Origin of the sequence: Arsenophonus endosymbiont of Apis mellifera (assembly GCF_903968575.1) — a bacterium.
GTDB classification, from domain to species: Bacteria; Pseudomonadota; Gammaproteobacteria; order Enterobacterales; family Enterobacteriaceae; genus Arsenophonus; species Arsenophonus apicola.
On record NZ_CAJCFU010000070.1, the window covers coordinates 62,660 to 78,524 of the forward strand.

General features: G+C 37.5%; 14 protein-coding genes, 1 tRNA gene and 1 pseudogene. 9 read left to right on the forward strand and 7 right to left on the reverse strand.

Annotated features, from left to right (window positions below; translation table 11 throughout):
• The first annotated feature begins 103 nt into the window (after positions 1-103).
• Positions 104-1,585, forward strand: a complete 1,482-nt coding sequence (gene der / locus H1X92_RS11660) for a ribosome biogenesis GTPase Der (RefSeq protein WP_180560315.1) — start codon at positions 104-106, stop codon at positions 1,583-1,585.
• Between the two features lie 40 nt (positions 1,586-1,625).
• Here the strand turns inward: der and hemF are convergent.
• Positions 1,626-2,534: pseudogene (gene hemF, locus H1X92_RS11665) on the reverse strand (oxygen-dependent coproporphyrinogen oxidase).
• 635 nt (positions 2,535-3,169) lie between these two features.
• Here hemF and H1X92_RS11670 point away from each other — a divergent pair.
• The 4 genes from H1X92_RS11670 (at position 3,170) to cysM (ending at position 5,556) form a co-directional block, all read left to right on the forward strand.
• On the forward strand, positions 3,170-3,604 hold the full coding sequence (locus tag H1X92_RS11670) for a GNAT family acetyltransferase (RefSeq protein ID WP_180560316.1): 435 nt from the start codon (positions 3,170-3,172) through the stop codon (positions 3,602-3,604).
• Positions 3,605-3,897: 293 nt separating this feature from the next.
• A complete protein-coding gene (locus H1X92_RS11675) occupies positions 3,898-4,422 on the forward strand; it encodes a DUF1131 family protein (protein WP_180560317.1) in 525 nt (174 codons plus the stop codon).
• Positions 4,394-4,501, forward strand: a complete 108-nt coding sequence (locus H1X92_RS16270) for a DUF1131 family protein (RefSeq protein WP_180560318.1) — start codon at positions 4,394-4,396, stop codon at positions 4,499-4,501. Before H1X92_RS11675 ends, H1X92_RS16270 begins: the two co-directional genes overlap by 29 nt.
• Before the next feature lie 173 nt (positions 4,502-4,674).
• Entirely contained in the window at positions 4,675-5,556 is an 882-nt protein-coding gene (gene cysM, locus H1X92_RS11685; RefSeq protein ID WP_180560319.1) for a cysteine synthase CysM, read from the forward strand.
• A 114-nt stretch (positions 5,557-5,670) separates the two neighbouring features.
• Here the strand turns inward: cysM and crr are convergent, their stop codons facing one another.
• The 5 genes from crr to cysZ form a co-directional block, all read right to left on the reverse strand.
• Entirely contained in the window at positions 5,671-6,180 is a 510-nt protein-coding gene (gene crr / locus H1X92_RS11690) for a PTS glucose transporter subunit IIA (protein ID WP_026821732.1), read from the reverse strand.
• Positions 6,181-6,234: 54 nt separating this feature from the next.
• The gene (gene ptsI, locus H1X92_RS11695) at positions 6,235-7,962 is read right to left on the reverse strand and encodes a phosphoenolpyruvate-protein phosphotransferase PtsI (RefSeq protein WP_180560320.1); all 1,728 of its coding nucleotides are present in this window, start codon (positions 7,960-7,962) and stop codon (positions 6,235-6,237) included.
• A gap of 142 nt (positions 7,963-8,104) precedes the next feature.
• A complete protein-coding gene (gene ptsH, locus H1X92_RS11700) occupies positions 8,105-8,362 on the reverse strand; it encodes a phosphocarrier protein Hpr (RefSeq protein WP_026821734.1) in 258 nt (85 codons plus the stop codon).
• A gap of 364 nt (positions 8,363-8,726) precedes the next feature.
• Positions 8,727-9,704: a cysteine synthase A gene (cysK, locus tag H1X92_RS11705; protein WP_180560321.1), complete on the reverse strand. Its 978-nt coding sequence runs from the start codon at positions 9,702-9,704 to the stop codon at positions 8,727-8,729.
• A gap of 327 nt (positions 9,705-10,031) precedes the next feature.
• Positions 10,032-10,793, reverse strand: a complete 762-nt coding sequence (cysZ, locus tag H1X92_RS11710) for a sulfate transporter CysZ (RefSeq protein WP_180560322.1) — start codon at positions 10,791-10,793, stop codon at positions 10,032-10,034.
• Between the two features lie 220 nt (positions 10,794-11,013).
• Between cysZ and zipA the strand changes: the two genes are divergently transcribed.
• From zipA to H1X92_RS11730, 4 genes are all read left to right on the forward strand, one after another.
• Positions 11,014-11,958, forward strand: a complete 945-nt coding sequence (gene zipA, locus H1X92_RS11715; protein WP_180560323.1) for a cell division protein ZipA — start codon at positions 11,014-11,016, stop codon at positions 11,956-11,958.
• Positions 11,959-12,025: 67 nt separating this feature from the next.
• Positions 12,026-14,038 (forward strand): NAD-dependent DNA ligase LigA, encoded by a 2,013-nt coding sequence (gene ligA, locus H1X92_RS11720; protein WP_180560324.1) that lies wholly within the window; start codon positions 12,026-12,028, stop codon positions 14,036-14,038.
• Between the two features lie 242 nt (positions 14,039-14,280).
• Positions 14,281-15,435, forward strand: a complete 1,155-nt coding sequence (locus H1X92_RS11725) for a NupC/NupG family nucleoside CNT transporter (RefSeq protein ID WP_370520689.1) — start codon at positions 14,281-14,283, stop codon at positions 15,433-15,435.
• Between the two features lie 86 nt (positions 15,436-15,521).
• Entirely contained in the window at positions 15,522-15,737 is a 216-nt protein-coding gene (locus H1X92_RS11730; protein WP_180560326.1) for a DUF3820 family protein, read from the forward strand.
• A 52-nt stretch (positions 15,738-15,789) separates the two neighbouring features.
• On the opposite strand, the gene H1X92_RS11735 is transcribed toward H1X92_RS11730, so the two are convergent.
• Positions 15,790-15,865: transfer RNA gene (locus tag H1X92_RS11735), tRNA-Ala, on the reverse strand.

The following is a 15,865-nucleotide window of genomic DNA, read 5'->3' on the forward strand; positions in this document are numbered from 1 at the left end:
AGATAGAATTAACGGCTGCTAATTTTCGCGGCCGTTTTATATTTTAGTATTCTGAAGATTGAAATCAGAATACCGATTTTAATTTTTATGAGGCATCTTAAAAATGATACCTGTCATTGCGCTAGTAGGGCGTCCAAATGTAGGAAAATCTACCTTATTTAACCGATTAACTCGAACCAGGGATGCACTGGTTGCTGATTTTCCTGGTTTAACGCGTGACCGAAAATACGGTAAAGCAGAGTTTGCAGGGCAGGAATTCATTATTATCGATACCGGTGGTATCGATGGTTCAGAAGAGGGGATAGAAACCCATATGGCTTCTCAATCCTTACTGGCAATTGAAGAGGCTGATATTGTTTTTTTTATGGTTGACGTGCGTTCGGGATTAATGCCAGCAGATCATGTGATTGCTAAACATTTGCGCAGTCGTAAGAAGGATACTTACCTGCTAGCAAATAAAACCGATGGTTTGGATATTGATACGGTATTAGGTGATTTTTATGCACTTGGCATTAAAGATATTTATCCGATTGCCGCATCCCATGGCCGTGGTGTTACTCAACTGATAGAAAAAGTGGTTGCTCCCTATTCTGTGCAAAAAATAGCCAATGATATGGAATTATCGGAAGAGGAAGCCAATGCGGCTTATTGGCAGGCTCAGGAAGAGAAACTGGCGATTGAAAATAGTGAAGAAGAAACCTTTGATCCGCGTTCACTACCCATTAAATTAGCGATTGTTGGTCGACCAAATGTGGGTAAATCGACATTAACTAACCGTATTTTGGGCGAGGAGCGGGTCGTTGTTTATGATCTGCCTGGTACCACGCGTGATAGCATTTATATTCCGATGGAACGTGATGGATGCGAATATGTACTGATTGATACTGCTGGTGTTCGTAAACGGGGAAAAATAACTGAAACCGTCGAAAAATTCTCGGTGATCAAAACATTACAATCAATTGAAGATGCTAATGTTGTTTTACTTGTTATTGATGCCCGGCAAGGGATCTCTGATCAAGACTTATCATTACTAGGCTTTATTTTGAATGCTGGACGTTCTTTGGTGATTGTCGTCAATAAGTGGGATGGTATGTCACAAGAAGATCGTCAATCGGTAAAAGATATGCTGGATTTACGCTTAGGTTTTATTGATTTTGCCAAAGTTCATTTTATTTCAGCGTTGCATGGTAGTGGTGTAGGTAATCTATTTGAGTCTATTCATGAGGCTTACGAATCGGCAACCCGGCGAGTGGGTACAGCATTATTAACGCGTATAATGAAGATGGCAGAAGAAGAGCATCAGCCACCACTAATACGAGGCCGCAGAGTTAAAATGAAATATGCGCATGCCGGTGGTTATAATCCACCGATTGTAGTCATCCATGGTAATCAAGTTGCTGATTTACCGGATTCTTATAAACGTTATTTAATGAACTATTTTCGCCGCACATTACAGGTTATGGGGACGCCGATACGCATCCAATTTAAAGAAGGTGATAATCCTTATGCCGGTAAAAAAAATAAATTAACGCCAACACAGTTGCGTAAGCGTAAACGTCTAATCGCGCATCTTAAAAAACGTTAATCACAAAAGGCACGCTTAAAAATAAGTGTGCTGTTCAGCTTTATACCCACTCTTTTGCAATTAAAAATTGGTTATAAAGTTTTTCTTCATCTGAATTGGATTCAGGATGATAATTATATTCCCAGCGAACTAGTGGTGGTAAGGACATTAAAATTGACTCTGTTCTGCCGCCAGTTTGTAACCCAAATAGGGTTCCACGATCGCACACCAAATTAAATTCTGCATAACGTCCTCGACGATATAACTGAAATTGGCGTTCGCGCTCCCCCCAAGCTATCTGTTTTCTTTTTTCAACAATCGGCAAATATGCATTAAGAAAACCATTACCTACATCCTGAGCGAAGTGAAAGCAGGTAGTAAAATCAGGTTGGTTTAAATCATCAAAAAATAGACCACCAACGCCACGTGGCTCATTGCGATGTTTGATAAAAAAATAGCGATCACACCATTTTTTATAGTTAGGATAAATTTCTTTTCCATAAGGTAAACATACAGCGAGTGCCGTCTTATGCCAGTGTATAATATCTTCTTCAAAACCATAATAGGGAGTTAAATCAAATCCCCCACCAAACCACCATACGGATGGTTCACCTGGTTTTTCTGCAATGAAAAAGCGGACATTAGCATGAGCTGTTGGAATATAAGGGTTGAGTGGATGCGTCACTAAAGAAACGCCCATTGCTTGATAGCGACGTCCTGCTAGTAGTGGGCGATTTTCTGAGGCAGAAGCAGGTAATTGCTCACCACTGATATGTGAAAAGTTAACTCCCGCTTGCTCAAAAATTGTCCCATTTTTTAATATACGACTCCGACCTCATCCTTTTTGTTTATGTTGCCAGTTTTGTTCGGCAAATTTAGCGTTGTTATCGACATGTTCAAGTTGTTGACACAGCTTATCTTGCAAAGTGAGAAGAAATGCCTTCACTGCATTAATATCAGGTATATTCATAACATTAATTTTGATTATTAGAGCAGGAGATTAGCGTTTAAGTATACACTTAATGCTGTCTGAGTGCATTTTGTTATTAATAGATTGGTTAGTATGGCAATAACGCTAGCAAAATATTAAATATGATTGCCTATTGATACTAATCGTAGAGTGATACATGTTTCCGTTAGTTCAGTAAGGGAATTGCAGCCTATTTAAAAACTGTCGTTGTTACCAGTTTAAGTCTATGGTTAATACTATAATTATTGGGTAGTAAAGTTAATCTTACCCAATATCAGTTTAAAAGCGGAAGTATTTAGCTATTTTCTTATCGTCAGAATGGATTTAATATAAAATTAATTTTAACAAATAAAATTCTACAATTATTTAATGCTGTTATTATTATTTTAGTAAATTTAAATTATTTGGTATTAAAAAGCTAAGCAGCGCGGTGTTAAGTAAATAGAATAATAGGTTTAAGTGATAACCATATGGTTTATTGTAAATAAATTAAATTATTTAAAAGTGAAATAATGATTTATGGGGCATAAAATCAACATTTTGGCGCTATCTTATCCATTTTATTTTGCTACTATCATTTTTGTTTAGATGATAAGAATGCAAATCTTTATTCCTCGCTAACTAGGTAAGAAAATATGGAAATAAGAACCTTTCGGCAAGATGATTTTGAAGAAATCATCACACTATGGGAGCTTTGTCAGCTAATCCAAACAGATAGAGATCCTGAAGCGGATATCGAGCGCAAGATGCTATCAGGCCCAGATCTTTTTTTAGTCGCTGAAATGGCAGGTGAAGTTGTTGGTACTATCATGGGAGGATACGATGGTTATCAAGGCTCTGCTTATTATTTAGCTGTTCATCCTGAATATCGCGCTAGAGGGATTGCCAATGCATTAATTAGTCGTTTAGAAAAAAAATTAATTGCTAAGGGATGTCCACAAATTATGTTTTTAGTACCGGAAGAAAATGATGCGACCATCTGTATGTGTGAGAAAATGGCTTACGAAGAGTTGCAACAGGAAAATATTTTATATACAAAACGATTAATTGATGATCAAGCGTTTAAGTGATTAACGCAATTAATTTGATGATAGCAATATTTCTCTTTTTTGATATAAAATTTTATTGATTTTTTTTGGAAAAATTTTTTATGAGTATTAGTGAGTTATTTCAAAATTGTCAGATTAATAAAAGTTAATTTGCCTCTATATTTAGAAAAAGCTTGTTTTGCTTGATTTTTTGTAGATTGTTAACCTGTATTCTATCATGCTGTTAACTTCACATATTATAAACATATATTAAATAAAATTATTAATATTTTTTACTTTTTTATTATGTTGTAAATTAATTTCAAGGGGTTTTTATGCCACAACTTTTTGGGAACAGCCGATTAAATTGGTTAAAAGTGTCATTTCTAACGAGCTTATTTTCACTTACAGGATGTAGTAGTATTTCATGGTCAAATTTATATCCAATGAATTGGTTTGCTAGTTCAGTTAAAATTTCTGCTACCGGCATGGGTCAGATTAATAAAATGACCCCGATGAAAGAGCAGATTATTGCAGCAGCATTAGATAACCGATACCATTTTCGTTCTGGCATGCAAACTGAGCAAGGGCAGTTAATATCTCTTTTTCAAGGTATAAAAAATGATCAAGAAAAAATAGTCATTTATGGTGTTGAAAAGGGGGAAGTTAAGCGAATTGAAATTATGGATGAAGATATAAAAACTGTGTGGGAGACACAAATAGGCACAGCATTTTCACAAATCTACCAAAATGCAGTGCAAGGTAGTTGTTACCCTGAGCCAGATCAAACTAATATGTTAACCATCAATTGTGTTTCTCCCCAATCTACCTATGTCACTTATCGTTTTACTGGCAAATAGTGGGCCTAAAAATTTAGTGCCATCAAATGATATTTTAGCTAACTGGAAAGTTAGTAGTATTATTTGGTCTGCACAATAATAATTTAATTTAGTAGTAAATTATCAAAGCATGACATAAACAATGAATTATTACATTCTTTAATTAACGTGGCATATTATAAATTTATCGCCGGGATTATCAGCTATTTTTGTTGTGTATAATAATTTTAGCGTTATTTTATTCTTTACTATAAAAATAATCAGGTAAATAATGTGAGTTATTTGGAAAAATTTATTGGTAATACGCCATTAGTTAAACTTAAAAGATTGACTAAAAATTGGGATGCTGAGATTTGGGTAAAACTAGAGGGGAATAATCCTGCCGGTTCAGTCAAAGATAGAGCGGCACTTTTTATGATCCAGCAAGCAGAAAAGCGCGGTCAAATTACACCTGGTGATACCTTAATTGAAGCAACTAGTGGTAATACAGGAATTGCATTGGCAATGATAGCCACCATAAAAGGATATAAACTAAAATTATTAATGCCGGAAAATATGAGTATTGAGCGTCAGTCAGTGATGCGAGCTTATGGTGCTGAAATAGTTCTGGTAAGTGAAGCGGAAGGAATGGAAGGGGCACGTGATCTTGCATTAAGGATGCAATCTCGATATGAAGGTAAGGTACTTGATCAATTTAATAATCATGATAATCCATTAGCCCATTTTATGACGACAGGCCCTGAAATCTGGTGCCAGACGGCGGGGCGGATCACACATTTTGTCTCCAGTATGGGGACAACCGGGACAATTACCGGTGTCAGCCAATATTTAAAATCCAAATCAAATAAAATAGAAATTATTGGTTTGCAACCGGCAGAACATAGCTATATTCCAGGAATTCGGCGTTGGTCGCAAGATTATATTCCTAGTATATTCAAATCTGAACAAGTTGATAGAATATTCGATATTACTCAGATAGAAGCAGAACAAATGATGAAGAAATTAGCAATAGATGAAGGCATCTTTTGTGGTGTTAGTTCAGGCGCCGCAGTGGCAGGCGCATTGCGCGTTGCTAAACAAAATCCTGGGGCGATTATTGTGACTATTATTTGTGATAGAGGGGATCGCTATCTTTCTACCGGGTTATTTGATTGAATTAAATTATATTAAAGACAAATTGTTGCTTACAGGAAACAGTTCTTGCGACTAAATCGTGATATGAAGGCGAAATTCCCTTCATAAATAATTCATGAAGGGAAGAATTGTAGTTTATTTTTTGATCTGCATAATAACGGTTTCACCTACAACGACAGAGCCAGTTAGTTTAGTTAGCTCTTTTATTTCATCCATATTAGAAATCACCACGGGTGTTAATGTCGATTTTGCTTTTTCTTCTAATAGAGGAAGATCAAGTTCAAGCACTAAATCGCCTTTTTGAACTTTTTGCCCTTCCTCTGCTAGGCGAGTAAATCCTTCACCCTTTAACTCAACTGTATCAATACCAAAATGGACAAATAGCTCAATACCATTATCTGATTCAATAGAAAATGCATGGTTAGTTTCAAATATTTTACCAATCGTCCCATCAACTGGAGCAACAATTTTGTTACCAGTAGGCTTAATAGCAATACCATCACCAACAATTTTCTCGGCAAAAACAACATCTGGAACATCTTCTATATTAACAATTTCACCTGAAATTGGGGCAATAATATCAATATTACCGGTGCTATTTTTATCATCTGAAACCAGTGATTTGAGTTTGTCAAACAGACCCATGGATCTTCTCCTAATTAATTGTTTTCTTATGGGGTCAAGAGTTGGTTGATGATTTTAGCAAAGTGTTTTTTCTTTAATAAATGTTTCAACCAAATCCATCAATTCCTTCGCTGTCGGTTGATTAAGAGCTTGTTCTGCTAATGTTTTTGCATCTTTGAAATTTGCATTTCGGATAATTTTTTTAATACTTGGGATTGAGATTGCACTCATACTAAACTCATCTAATCCCATACCAAGTAATAATAGTGTAGCACGTTCATCACCAGCAAGCTCACCACACATGCCTGTCCATTTACCTTCTGAATGAGAAGCATCAATAACTTGTTTAATAAGTTTCAATACGGAAGGAGACATTGGATTATAAAGATGAGAAATCAGATCATTTCCGCGATCAACGGCTAAGGTATACTGTGTTAGATCATTGGTTCCGATACTGAAAAAATCAACTTCTTTTGCTAAATGATGAGCAATAACGGCAGCTGCTGGTGTTTCAATCATTATTCCAACTTCAATCGATTGATCGAAAGCGTGCTTTTCCTCGGTTAACTGTTTTTTAAGTATTGCTAATTCTTCTTTCAAGGTACGAATTTCTTCTACAGAAATGACCATAGGAAACATAATACGTAGCTTACCGAAGGCAGAGGCTCTTAAAATAGCACGTAATTGAGCATGAAGGATTTCCTTGCGGTCAAGGGAAATACGAATTGCTCGCCAGCCAAGAAAGGGATTCTCTTCTTTCGGTAGGTTCATATAAGGAAGATCTTTATCTCCACCAATATCCATGGTACGAATAATAATAGCTTGTGGATCCATCGCTTCTGCGACTGCTTTATAAGCCTGAAATTGTTCTTCTTCGCTAGGAAGATTATTGCGATCCATAAACAGAAATTCAGTACGATATAATCCTACACCTTCAGCGCCATTACGCTCCGCACCTTCTACATCACGTACAGTACCAATATTTGCACAAACTTCAACTTGATGACCATCTAAAGTTATTGCTGGCAAATCTTTCAATTTTGCGAGCTCGCTTTTTTCACGTAAATATTCTTCTTTAATTTGTTTAAGCTTGTCAATCTCGCTATCAGATGGATTTTGATAAATATGATTATTGATAGCATCTAAAATAATATAATCACTTTGTTGGATATTCTTGGTTGCATTGCTGGTGCCAACAATAGCCGGAATTTCCAGCGATCGGGCCATAATTGAAGTATGAGACGTGCGTCCGCCTAAATCGGTAATAAAGCCAAGCACTTTCTGCAAGTTTAATTGTGCTGTTTCAGACGGGGTAAGATCAGCTGCAACCAAAATGACTTCTTCTGTAATTGAACCAAGATCAACAATAGGCAATCCGAGAATATTTTTTAGCAGGCGTTTACCAATATCTCTGACATCAGCGGCACGCTCTTTGAGGTATTCGTCATCTAATTCTTCTAATGCTGTGGCCTGTTCTTCAATCACTTTTTGCGCTGCAGCATCTGCAGTTTTGTGCTCTTTTTTTATGAAAGAAAGAATTTCCTGCTCAAGTTCTTCATCTTCAAGCAGCATTATATGACCTTCAAATATTTCCGCTTTTTCTTCACCAAGATTTTTTTCTGCGGTCTTTTTTATCGTTTTTAATTGTTCTATTGCTTTTACGCGTCCAGCAATAAAGCGGTTAATTTCACTGTCAATTTGGTCATCAGAAATTTTCTTTTGATTGACAACAATTGGCGCTTCTTTAAGAATTAGTGCCTTGCCGAAGGCGATACCTGGTGATACTGAAATTCCTGAAATCATAAATGTTACCTTACTACCAATGGGCGAAAAATAGTTAGCTCATAGGACTATGGCTTTAATACTTACGGTTAAATAGATATCCCCGGATAAAGGTATCCAGGGATAAAAAATAGAAGATAAATGCTATATTGCCCGTATGTCATTACTCCAATTCAGCCATCAGCTTAACCAGATGTTCTACTGCTTTCTGCTCATCTTCACCTTCGGCAGAAATAGTGACAACAGTTCCCTGAGTCAATCCGAGTGTTTGCAGTTTAAATAGGCTTTTTGCGCTAGCCGATTTGCCATTATAGGTAAGTGTTATTTCAGAAGAAAAACTTTTTGCCTCTTTGACAAATTGAGCCGCCGGGCGAGTGTGAAGACCATTAGGTGCTGTGATGGTGACTTCTTGTTGGAACATATTATTTCCCTCAACAAACTTAATATTTTTTATTAGTAAATCCAAAATATTTTAGCTGAAATAATTTGAATTTGCGTATTACTTTTCAGTGATAATATAAGAAAAACGTTTTCATTTTATTATCAATCATAAATTTTATGTATACCGACATTATAGCCAGGCATGATAATTTGCCTAGTTTATGTTCTATCAGTAAAATTTTTACTGCTCATTTTTTGATTAATTTCGATTGTCGAAATAATTAGTGACTTAAATACTAAACTCGTTTCAAGAAATCATCTTAATCCACACTAAACTTTGATCTACAACACAAAAAAAGCACTTTTAAAGTGCTTTTTTAGCTAATTGTGCTCAAAAATAGTTATTAGCGTGGTTGGGCAGCAGAAAATAAATCTGTACTCAAATAACGTTCACCGGAAGAAGGTAAAATAACCACAATATTTTTATTTTGAAATTCTGGTTTTGCGGCTAATTTTACCGCGGCTGCAACCGCAGCGCCTGATGATATACCGGCTAAAATACCTTCTTTCTGCATAATTAACTGAGCGGTCTGTATCGCTTCGTCGTCGCTAATAGCAAATACACCATCAATAAGAGAGAGATCAAGGTTATCAGGAATAAAACCAGCGCCAATGCCTTGGATTTTGTGTGGACCCGGCTTTATTTCTTTACCAGCTAATGTCTGGCTTATTACTGGTGATGCGGCAGGCTCAACAGCAATCATTTTAATGGCCTCACCGCCTGCTGTTTTTTTTAAATAACGGCCAATGCCAGTAATTGTACCACCAGTACCAACTCCCGCGACGACAGCAGCGATTTGACCATCTGTATCTTGCCAAATTTCCGGTCCGGTTGTTTTTTGATGAATTCCAGGATTTGCTGGATTATTAAATTGTTGCAAAAGAAGGTATTGATCAGGTGCACCGGCAACGATTTCGATTGCTTTTTCAATTGCGCCCTTCATGCCCTTAGCACCTTCAGTTAAGACTAGATTAGCACCAAGCGCTTTTAATAATTTACGCCGCTCAAGGCTCATTGTTTCAGGCATAGTCAAGGTAAGCTTATATCCGCGTGCAGCGGCTACGTAAGCTAGGGCAATCCCGGTATTGCCACTAGTCGGCTCGATTAAAGTTTTATTGGTTGCTAATTTGGATAGTTTAGGGGTTAACAGTCCCTTTTTTTCTGCATCCCAAATCATATTTGCGCCAATACGGCATTTTACGCTAAAACTCGGATTACGTGATTCGATTTTTGCTAACAAATTTCCGTTACCAAAGTGTTTCAAACGAACTAATGGAGTATGACCAATAGTTAGTGAGTTATCTTCATAGATGTTACTCATCGATCGTCCTTAGTATTTTTCAAAAGCTATAAACATGCCTAAATATAGTACTAATCACCATACGCTAAGCGAATTATTTTGGAAATAAAAATTTATATTATTGTTATATTGAAGAGGTAGTTATCGCGTCTTGATAAATTTTTACTAACGGATATAACACAATATTTAGTGCTAACTAAGGATTATGTTGCCATGAATTAAGCGCAATTTTTTAGCTGATTGTGGTTATTAGCATCAAATAGGCAACCCTCTTTTTTATGATTATTGTTGCCATCTGAGAATAGCTGAAGTCAGTGTAAAAAATTTTAGCTAACTTCAGCATTTGAGTTAAGAGCTGGTATGGCGCAGACGGTAAAGATCAACCCACATTGCTGTTGCACCACAGATTGCAACAGGCATGATAACCAGATTGATAATCGGGATCATGGTCAACAAATTGACTAATGCACCGAACTGGATACTGGTTGCTCGATTCGTAGCAAGGGCCAACTTCATTTGATCAAATTTTACTTTATGATTATCAAAAGGATAATCACAATATTGAATTGCCATCATCCAAGCACCAAATAAAAACCATAAAATCGGGGCGATTGTTTGCGCAATACCGGGAATAAAAAATAGGATAAGCAACGGAATAACACGAATAAGGTAGTAGCATAATTTGGTTACTTCCCGCGCTAAGATTCGCGGTATATCTGCAATAAGTACCGCAAAACTGCTATTGGGTGCCGGTGTTCCCGTTAATTCGGCTTCCAATTTTTCTGCTAGCCAGCCATTAAAAGGAGAAGCAATAAAATTGGCGATAGTACTAAAGAAGTAGCCAAATATAAGCAAAATCGAGATCACGGCAATAGGCCATATTAGATAACTTAACCACTGCATCCAGCTGGGAACATAAGAGAGTAACGTTTGGATCCAGTCGCCTAATTTACTATAAAGCCACCAAAAGGCACTACCAAGTAAAATAATATTTGCTAATAGAGGTAAGATAACGAAACGTCTTATACCAGGGCGAGTAACTAGCTGCCATCCTTGAGCAAAATAATAGAAACCGTTCGCAGTTTTTAGTGATTTTATTGAATTAATCATACTTCATATTTTCTCCTTTAGATTTGATCTTGTATCATATAGATAGGATTTTTAGCTGGCTAGTATTTTGTTGGCTAAAAAAACAGCAAAAAAAGAATAAATATCTAACTTTTTGTAAGAAAATTATGTAGAGGGTTGCACTTAACGTTATTGGCAAATACTCTTAATATAATGATAGCGCCATGGTGGCGATTATTTTTCAAACAACAGAGATAGAGCGATGCAGGATTTGCGTCTAATATTAGTGGTCGTTGGTGCGATAGCTATAATAGCTTTACTGTTACATGGCTTTTGGACAAGTCGTAAAGAGCGTTCGAAGCTATTTAAAGATCGCCCTATGAAGCGCCGTAAACAACCTAACCAGGATACACCTGAGAGTGTAGGCTCGCCATCGCTTGATGATAAAACGGTGGAGGCACAACAATCGGCATCTAAATTAACTGATCAGCAGGCAAATCAACAATTTGCTTCCCGAAAATCTGAATCATCAAAGGTCGTTAAAACCTTTAACGATGATCCACATTTAGCTGATACTGAAGTAGAAATTGGATCGGGTGTTAAGCAAGAAAAAAACGTTCAAACTAAACAGCTTGAACTGGAAATTTCTGAGCCTGCGCTAAATTCAATGAATAGTGAAGAAAGGGAAGGATCTTTCGTAGCAAACACAGCAGAAAGCAACCAGCAGGTTGTTGGTCAAGTTGAACATTCTGCTGGAGGAGAGCAACACAGTAAATTAGCTGCTGAAGCTAATAAAAAAGATCTTGTTGTTGTTTTACATGTTGCGGCTCTGCAAGGTCAAGTTTTAGGTGGTGATCTATTGTTACAAAGTATTTTTCAATCAGGTTTTCAGTTTGGTGAAAAACAGATATTTCATCGTCATGTTGATCCTTCTGGTTCTGGGCAGATTTTATTTAGCTTAGCTAATATGGTGAAACCTGGTTCTTTTGAGCCCGAAGCCATGTCTGATTTCACCACGCCGGGTATTTCTATATTTATGATGGTACCTTCATATGGTGATTCAGCCCAAAACTTCAAATTGATGTTGCAAGCAGCCCAACGTATTGCGGCTGATGTTGGTGGTGTCGTACTTGATGAGGATCGCAAAATGCTGACTCCCCAAATGATTGAGGTATATCATAGCCGAATTAGAAATGCATTAACTTAAATAGTAGCATGATTAGTAATCGACCCCCGTGATAGCGGGGGTTTTGTCTTTAGTTGTATGGTGAATAATGAAAGAACAACAAAATTATCTTGCACGGCTTAAACAGCAATTACGGCATCATGAATATCTTTATCATGTATTAGATACGCCTGAAATACCTGATGCAGAATATGATCGGATGATGCAGGAATTGAAAAAATTAGAGGCTGAGCATCCAGAATGGATCACGGCTGATTCGCCAACACAACGAGTCGGTGCTGCGCCATTAACGGCTTTTGAGCAGGTACGCCATGAAATACCGATGCTGTCTCTAGATAACGTTTTTGATGAAGAGAGTTATTTAGCTTTTGATAAACGAGTGCATGATCGTTTAAAAAATAATAGTCAGTTGACATTTTGTTGTGAGCTTAAATTAGATGGTTTAGCAGTCAGTTTGTTATATGAACAGGGTGAACTGGTACAAGCAGCTACGCGGGGTGATGGTACCACCGGCGAAAATATAACTGCCAATATTCGTACTATTCGAGCAATTCCGCTGCGTTTAACCGGCGATAATATTCCTGAGCGGATTGAAATTCGTGGTGAAGTTTTTATGACCCATCGGGGGTTTGAAAAGCTAAATGAAGAAGCTCGGCGTGATGATGGTAAAATTTTTGCCAATCCACGTAATGCCGCGGCAGGCTCATTACGTCAGCTTGATCCCCGTATTACTGCCAAAAGGCCCTTGTCCTTTTTTTGTTATGGTTTTGGCCTTCTGGCCGGTGGGCAATTACCTGCTAGCCATTATCAATGTCTTATGCAGTTTAAAAAATGGGGATTACCCGTTAGTGATAAGATAGCGCTTTGCCAAAATAGCCAACAAGTTTTAGCCTATTATCACCAAATTGAGCATGAACGTTTAGGCTTAGGTTTTGATATCGATGGTGTCGTTATAAAAGTGGATCCATTGCAATTGCAAGAACAGCTCGGTTTTGTTGCCCGTGCGCCGCGTTGGGCGACAGCATTTAAATTTCCAGCTCAAGAACAGATAACTTTATTACATGATGTTGAATTTCAAGTGGGGCGTACCGGTGCTATTACGCCAGTTGCTCGATTAGAGCCTGTTCAGGTTGCAGGTGTTACTGTAAGTAATGCAACATTGCACAATGCTGATGAGATAGGCCGATTAGGTGTACGCATTGGGGATACCGTCGTTATTCGCCGAGCGGGTGATGTGATCCCGCAGATTGTTAATGTACTGGCTGATCGTCGTCCTATTGATAGCCGAGAAATTCGGTTTCCTATTCACTGTCCGGTTTGTGGTTCAGCCATTGAGCGTATTGAAGGTGAGGCGGTGATCCGTTGTACTGGCGGTTTAATTTGTGCGGCACAACGTAAAGGCGCCTTAAAGCACTTTGTTTCACGCCGAGCAATGGATATTGAAGGAATGGGTGATAAGATTATTGATCAATTGGTTGATAAAGAGTATGTAACGACAGCGGCTGATCTTTACCGTTTAAATCTGGATATTTTAGCCAGATTAGAGCGTATGGGGCCAAAGTCGGCACAAAACTTAATTAATGCGCTTGATAAATCCAAACAAACCACATTAGCCCGCTTTATTTATGCGTTGGGTATTCGGGAGGTAGGGGAAGCAACGGCAAGCAATTTGGCGACCCATTATACCACGTTAACTTCTCTTATGGCTGCCGATATAGAGTCGCTCAAAAAGGTTCAAGATGTTGGCGAGATAGTGGCGAAGCATATTGTTAATTTTTTTCGCGAACAGCATAACCGGGATGTTGTTAATCAATTAGTGAACGAAATTGGTATTAGCTGGCCAGCCATGCCGGCTAAGAAAACCGATAGTGCATTCACTGGTAAAACAATAGTTTTAACCGGTACATTAAATCGTTTAACACGTGATGAGCTAAAAGATAAATTAATATTACTTGGCGCAAAAGTCACGGGCAGTGTTTCTAAAAAAACCGATCTAGTGATTGCAGGTGAGGCCGCTGGTTCTAAATTGGCCAAGGCCAATGAGTTAGGAATAAGAACTATTAATGAGGATGAATTAATAGTGTTACTCGAAGATCATTAATATTTTATAGCTTTTTGGCGTAGTAATTCGCAGGATATTGACTGCTTTGATTTTGCAATGGTTTTATTCATTATCAATTAGCTATCTGCAAGTTAAATCACTAACTTACTCACTTAATGTTATTTTTAGTGATTAAAATCACGCCTGATTATTTTCTATTACATAAAATAATATAACTATTTGTTAAATTAAAAACCGACTTGGAAATATTTTTGTCTGCAGTTTTTCACTTTCTTTTATCCATTATTCTCATTGGTGGATTATCGATTTTAACCAGTAGCGATCGTGCTAGTATTCGCATTCGTTACGTTTTGCAACTATTAATTATTGAGTTACTGTTAGCTTGGTTCTTCCTCAATTCAGATATTGGACAGGGATTTATTGCTGGATTTGCTAAATTTTTTGATTATCTATTAGTTTATGCAGCGGCGGGCACCGATTTTGTATTTGGTGGTATGATGGATGCAAATCTCGCTACCTTCTTTTTACGCGTATTGTGTCCAATTATTTTTGTCTCAGCGCTAATTGGCATCTTGCAACATATCAAAGTGTTACCTTTTATTATTAAAATAATCGGCACATTACTGGCTAAAGTTAATGGTATGGGAAAGCTGGAATCTTTTAATGCGATCAGTTCATTAATTCTCGGTCAATCAGAAAACTTTATTGCATATAAAGATATATTGAGTCAAATGTCGCCACGTCGTATGTATACAATGGCAGCAACAGCCATGTCGACGGTGTCTATGGCGATTGTTGGCGCTTATATGGGAATGCTTGAGCCTAAGTACGTCGTTGCGGCACTGATCCTAAACATGTTTAGTACATTCATTATCCTATCGTTAATTAATCCTTATTCAGTAAAAGAGGAAGAGGATATTCAAGTCAGTCATCTGCATGATGGACAAAGTTTTTTTGAAATGTTAGGCGAATATATTCTGGCGGGTTTTAAAGTTGCTTTAATTGTCGCGGCCATGTTGATTGGTTTTATTGCGATTATTGCCGGAATTAATGCCATTTTCAGTGCAGTGATAGGAATAAGCTTTCAGGATTGTTTAGGCTATGTGTTTTATCCATTAGCTTGGATTTTGGGTATTCCTGCTGAAGATGCACTTCAAGTGGGTAGTATTATGGCCACCAAATTAGTGTCTAATGAATTTGTAGCGATGGGCTATTTGAAACAAATTGCCGCTGAGTTATCTCCTCGTTCAGTGGGTATTTTGTCGGTCTTTTTAGTCTCTTTTGCTAACTTTTCATCAATAAAAATTGTTGCCGGCGCAATTAAAGGCCTCGATGAAAAACAGGGAAATGTCGTTTCTAGTTTTGGCTTAAGATTATTATATGGTTCCACGCTAGTAAGTTTCTTATCTGCCGCGATAACGGGCTTAGTTTTGTGATAATTTAATCGTCAGTTTTACCAAGCGGCATTCTTTATTAACGAATGTCGCGTTTGCTTCAATCAACGAATACATTGGAATGCTGTATGCAGAAACAGGATCTGATCGATATTGCTAATACTGTTATCCCATTTGGTAAATACAAAGGAAGGGTTTTGATCGATTTACCCGAAGAATATTTACTTTGGTTTGCGCGTAATGGTGAATTTCCTCAAGGGAGATTAGGTTATTTAATGGAAATGACATTAACAGTGAAAGTAGAAGGACTAGACAATTTAGTTAAACCACTAAAGCGTTCATAGTAAACAATGTGGTTTTAAGATCGATTAAAACTATTTGGCTGGAATTTAAATTTGGTGGAGCTAAGCGGGATCGAACCGCTGACCTCTTGCATGCCATGCAAGCGCTCTCCCAGCTGAGCTATAGCCCC

What these genes read in the sequence shown, in the direction of transcription:
- H1X92_RS16270 (WP_180560318.1), top strand. Translation starts at nt 4,394, where the DNA reads ATGTCACTTATCGTTTTACTGGCAAATAGTGGGCCTAAAAATTTAGTG.
- H1X92_RS11730 (WP_180560326.1), top strand. Translation starts at nt 15,522, where the DNA reads ATGCAGAAACAGGATCTGATCGATATTGCTAATACTGTTATCCCATTT.
- zipA (WP_180560323.1), top strand. Translation starts at nt 11,014, where the DNA reads ATGCAGGATTTGCGTCTAATATTAGTGGTCGTTGGTGCGATAGCTATA.
- ptsI (WP_180560320.1), bottom strand. Translation starts at nt 7,962, where the DNA reads ATGATTTCAGGAATTTCAGTATCACCAGGTATCGCCTTCGGCAAGGCA.
- cysZ (WP_180560322.1), bottom strand. Translation starts at nt 10,793, where the DNA reads ATGATTAATTCAATAAAATCACTAAAAACTGCGAACGGTTTCTATTAT.
- cysK (WP_180560321.1), bottom strand. Translation starts at nt 9,704, where the DNA reads ATGAGTAACATCTATGAAGATAACTCACTAACTATTGGTCATACTCCA.
- H1X92_RS11670 (WP_180560316.1), top strand. Translation starts at nt 3,170, where the DNA reads ATGGAAATAAGAACCTTTCGGCAAGATGATTTTGAAGAAATCATCACA.
- ptsH (WP_026821734.1), bottom strand. Translation starts at nt 8,362, where the DNA reads ATGTTCCAACAAGAAGTCACCATCACAGCACCTAATGGTCTTCACACT.
- ligA (WP_180560324.1), top strand. Translation starts at nt 12,026, where the DNA reads ATGAAAGAACAACAAAATTATCTTGCACGGCTTAAACAGCAATTACGG.
- crr (WP_026821732.1), bottom strand. Translation starts at nt 6,180, where the DNA reads ATGGGTCTGTTTGACAAACTCAAATCACTGGTTTCAGATGATAAAAAT.
- der (WP_180560315.1), top strand. Translation starts at nt 104, where the DNA reads ATGATACCTGTCATTGCGCTAGTAGGGCGTCCAAATGTAGGAAAATCT.
- H1X92_RS11675 (WP_180560317.1), top strand. Translation starts at nt 3,898, where the DNA reads ATGCCACAACTTTTTGGGAACAGCCGATTAAATTGGTTAAAAGTGTCA.